At 70.0% G+C, this 4422-nt stretch carries 5 protein-coding genes; 1 reads left to right on the top strand and 4 read right to left on the bottom strand.

The genetic code is table 11. From position 1 onward, the window contains the following. A partial coding sequence (locus ABFS34_15855) for a hypothetical protein (protein MEN8376901.1) occupies positions 1-329 on the top strand: 329 nt, incomplete at its 5' end. Between the two features lie 33 nt (positions 330-362). On the opposite strand, the gene ABFS34_15860 is transcribed toward ABFS34_15855, so the two are convergent. From ABFS34_15860 to ABFS34_15875, 4 genes are all read right to left on the bottom strand, one after another. Then, positions 363-1073 carry a hypothetical protein gene (locus ABFS34_15860; protein ID MEN8376902.1) on the bottom strand — a complete coding sequence of 237 codons (711 nt, stop codon included), beginning with the start codon at positions 1071-1073 and terminating at the stop codon, positions 363-365. A 119-nt stretch (positions 1074-1192) separates the two neighbouring features. Next, positions 1193-2545 (bottom strand): hypothetical protein, encoded by a 1353-nt coding sequence (locus ABFS34_15865; GenBank protein MEN8376903.1) that lies wholly within the window; start codon positions 2543-2545, stop codon positions 1193-1195. Between the two features lie 196 nt (positions 2546-2741). Next, a complete protein-coding gene (locus ABFS34_15870) occupies positions 2742-3998 on the bottom strand; it encodes a M56 family metallopeptidase (protein ID MEN8376904.1) in 1257 nt (418 codons plus the stop codon). Further along, on the bottom strand, positions 3995-4375 hold the full coding sequence (locus ABFS34_15875; protein ID MEN8376905.1) for a BlaI/MecI/CopY family transcriptional regulator: 381 nt from the start codon (positions 4373-4375) through the stop codon (positions 3995-3997). Before ABFS34_15875 ends, ABFS34_15870 begins: the two co-directional genes overlap by 4 nt. Positions 4376-4422 lie beyond the last annotated feature (47 nt).

A 4422-nucleotide genomic window follows, 5' to 3' on the forward strand; every position in this document is an offset into this window, starting at 1 on the left:
GCTGTCCATCCGGCCCACGCCGGCTCGATCCGCGCGAGGCCGACGCGCTGACGGCCGCGCGCTTCGGAGACACGGTGGCGACGCGCCAGGATGCCGTGTTCGCCGATGACGACGGCGTGCTGTTCGCTCCGCTCGCGGAGGCCGGGCGGCTGATCGAGGCGGCGCCCGCGATAATGGAAACAGAGCGACGTCAGGCGGCCGCGATCGAGGCCGGCGAGACGCTGAAGGACCAGCTTCGCTTCGCTGACTACATCGAGCGGAGAAGCGCGGAGCCCGGCTACAGCTTCCGGCAGCACCTGCGCTCGATCGGCGGCGCGATCGAGGAGTAGGCGCGGCCCGGGGGCGAGCCGGGCCGCAAGGCCTCAGGCGCCGAGAGGCTCGCCGAACACGTAGTGCATGCAGCCCAGCGTGGCGCCGATGTCCACGCATATCAGCGTGTCCGCCGAATCCCACGCTCCGCCCAGGCAGGCAGCCTCGAAGTCGGCCTTGCCCTCGGCGTTCGCGAGCACGTCTCCGCCATCGTAGTTCTCGTCGACGTTGAACACGAACGACAGCACCCGCTCGAAGGCACCCTCGTAGATAGCCCGGTCGGTATCGACCGTCGTGAAGTCCGTATCCAGCCGTGTCATCGCCACGCACGGGTCGTCAATGAAAAACGCCGTCGCGCCGGGTATCGCCAGCGAGACCCGATGGACGAGCCCCAGCTCATCGAAGTCCAGGACGATCGGCTCGCCCGCGAAGTCCGAGACGGCGACCGTGGCGTCGGCGAAGCGCGTGTGCACCTGGCCTTCGCCGATGTCCGCACGTTCCTTCAGGAAGTCGAACCGCAGCTCGATCGAGCCGGGCTCGATACCGGGTATGCTGGCGCTCAGTCGCCCGGGTTCCGACGTCATCTCGGTGCGCGCGTCCCCCACCGTGATCTCGGCGCTGATCAGGGCATCGACTCCGGCTCCGACGACGCTCACCTCGAGCGGGCCGGTCTCCACGGGGGGCGTGATGGATTCGTCGTCGCACGCGGATATGGCCAGTACTGCCGTCGCGGCGAGCCCGATGAGGCTGCTCGACCTGTGCATTTCAAACCTGCTGTTGGCGGCGAACGGAAAATCGACAAACCCGTCGCCCCCCGGGCGAGGTTCCCAGTGGTGCCTTGGCCGCGGGCCCGCAACCGCCGCCGTGCGTATCGGGTGCGCGCCTAGCCTGCCACGTGCACCACGATCTGGAGTGCCCCTCCCACCCAGCGGACCTCCGCTCCGTCGGCCTCCAGAGTGACCCCCGATCCGCGAATCCGTAACTCGCCGCGCGCCGGGGCGGAGTCGGGACCGGACAATGGCCGGCCATCGACCAGAACCTCGAGGGACGCCTCCGGGGCCGCCACGAGCTCCAGGGTGCCGGCCTCCCGGTCATGCAGAACGGGCGTATTGAACTCTGCGTCGAACCCGGGCGCGCAGGCCCGAAACCAGCGCGCGTGCAGGAGCCTCCCGTCCCCGGTCTGCAGCAGGTTCTGCGGGTCCAGGCCGCAGAAGCCGACGTCGCCTCCGGGCAATGCGCTCACGTCCACCTCGATCCGGGCGCCCGGCGCGGTCATTGCCTCGGCCGCTGTGCTCATTCGCTCAGCCTGGAGCCTTTCCACGGCGGCGCTGGCCAGCGAATCCAGGCGGTCGCCGTACTCCCTTTCGGCGCCCTCGACCAGCTGCTCTTCGAGGACTCGGTAGCCGGACGCCTCGGCCAAGAGGTCCGGGAGCGAGGCGCCCCGCTCCATCACCGCCAGCTTCCACGACGGCCCGGCCAGGGCGTCGAGCAGAAGCGCCTGGCCGAGCCCGGTGAGATAGAAGCGCAGGCGGGCCGATTGACGGCGCCGAGCGATTAGATCGCGCAGCTCATTCCGCTGTGCGTGTGCCTCCAGTCGGGCCTCGTCCGCCCACGGTATTCCGGGATCGTCCGCCACCAGCTCGAGGGCGCGGACGTACGCGTACTGGGCCACCCCCTCGTTGAGCTCGGTGCGGATCTCGAACAGCGCATCGTCCGGCGCCATGAGTCGGTGGCGAGCCTCGCGCACCGCGACGAAAGACCGCGTGAGCGCCGCCGCTCCGGCGGTATCCGGCAGCGCGTCGAGTGCCGCGGCCAGCAGGCGGCCTTCCAGAGCCAGCCCGGCCTCGTTCTCAGCGCTGAACTCCGGGTACGAGACCACCCGGAATGAATTCTCACCGGGTGGATAGTCGCCGGCGGGCCGCAACTCGCGCTCGAAGAGATGGAAAGCTTCATGCACGAGATTGCCGAGGTCCACGGCGCGGCTCCCGCTCGCGCGGTAGAAGATCCACGGGTGCCCCTCCAGGGAGATGGTATTCTGGTCCTCGGGCGCGCCTTGCCGGTAGGGCCTCCAGGCGAGGAACGGACGCAACGGCACCGGGGAGAAACCGTCCGGGGCGAAGTCGAGCCATCCCGAGAGCAGCCATCCCACCTCGGGGGTCGAGAGCACCACCGCAAGCGTGTCTGGTCGGAAGCCGGGCCAGATCTCGGGTGGGCCGAGCGGGCCGATTCGACGCACGGCCGAAGCGGCCTCCAGGCTCGGCCGTGCCGCGGCGGGCACCGCCTGCGTGTCTGCCGCCTGAGCCGGAAGGTCTGTGGGCCAGAATCCTTGATAGACCATCGCCGAGGTCACGAGGACAATGGTATACGAACAGCTTCGTAGATTGACGCGAGATCTGATCATGGTCGGTGGTCGATTGATGGTTATGGAGGGGTCAGGATTCCGGAGCGGTCGCGGCGGAACGGTTGTTCCACGATATCCCGCCGTCGGGCCGAACGCGCACGCCGAACGAGGTCGAACCATCCGGCGCCAGGAAGTACAGCGAGTCCGGCGTCTGCCGAAGTCGCTCAGGTCCAATGGCGAGGCCATCCAGCGAGCCGCCCACGGCACGGCCGTCTCGGAACGTGATGGTGAACGTGCCGGCGTCGTCGACGGCGCGCACGGTGCTCAGCACACCGCTCGCGGCCGCTGCCGCTACGGGGACAGCGACAACGGTCGCCCACGCCGCGAGCGCTGCTCCTGCGAGCCCCAGCGCGACGCGCCCGGCTGCGACAGGGCCGCCCAACCCGCGCCGGTCCCGGGGGGGTCCCGAATCCACGAGCCGGCGCACGCGGGCCAGCAAAGGACCGCGGGCAACGGGCATCGCCGGCACCGGGATGGGCCGCGCGCGGAGGCTCTCCAGTCGCTCCAGGGCCCGCGCCATGTGCAGTGAGCCACCGGCCACGCGAGCCGCCAGATCGTCGCACGCGAACTCCCGCTCCCGGCGCAGGCGAGCCGACAGCCACCACACGCCTGGGTGAAACCAGAACAGCGCCTCGACGGCCGCCTGCGCGATGCCGGCCTTCCAGTCTCCCCGGGCCAGGTGCGCGACCTCGTGGGCCATCAGGACCTGCACGTCACGCCGCGATAGTCGATCCTCAATGCCGCGCGGCACGAGCACGCGTGGCCGGCGACCACCCAGCGCGGCCGGTGAGTCGATGCGGTCCGTCTGCAAGATCTCGGGCGGCCGACGCAGCCGCAGCAGGTCTGCCGCGCGTTCCACCGCCACCCGCACATGTGCGGCCGGCCGCTCCGCATCGGCGCCGAGTCTGCGAGCCCCGTAGAGTCCTGCCAGGAGCCTGGCGCCGAGCAACGCGGCCCCAGCGGCCCACACGGCGACGACCCACCCGGCGATTTCGACGGTACCTGCGTCGAGGGCGGCCACGCCCGTCTCCAGAGCCTTCGCCAATCCCGAACCCTTGCCTGGCCCGGACGCCGGGCCGGGCACCGGTCCGAACACACCGGCCCCACCGATCAAGGCCCCCGTTCCCAGCGTAACCATCGGGACGCCGATCAGAGCGGTCATCAGCGCGCGGGCACGTCGTGAAGGGCCCCACGAAGGCAGTGCCAGAATGGCCGCCGCCAGACCGGCGATGGCCGCGCCCTGCCAGAGCGAATGGGCCAACGCCGACGCCAGGAACTCGGCGCTCACGCTCGTCCCTCCCCGAGTTCGTCCAGCAGGCGACGCACTTCCTCCAACTCGGCATCCGAGGCGCGGCGCGCGGAAAGGGCCCGCATCACCAGCCGGGCCGCGGACCCGTCAAACGCTCGATCGGCCAGGTCCGCGAGGAGCGCCCGCTCGGTGGACTCCCTGTTCACCGTCGCCTCGTACACATGCGTCCGGCCGCCTTCATCGCGCGCTACGAGTCCCTTTTCGTGCATGATCTGCAGCAGCTTGAGCACGGTCGTGTAGACGCGCTCGCGCTCATCGGCCAGGTCGTCGAGGACCTCGCGGACGGTCGAGGGCCCGCGTCTCCAGAGCACCTGGAGAATCTCGAGCTCGGATTCGGTGGGTCTAGCCGGACTCATGCTGCTAATCTACGACGCTTTTCGTAGATCGCAACTTCCCCGGGGTG

The sequence above is a fragment of the Gemmatimonadota bacterium genome (assembly GCA_039715185.1).
GTDB lineage: Bacteria > Gemmatimonadota > Gemmatimonadetes > Longimicrobiales > RSA9 > DATHRK01.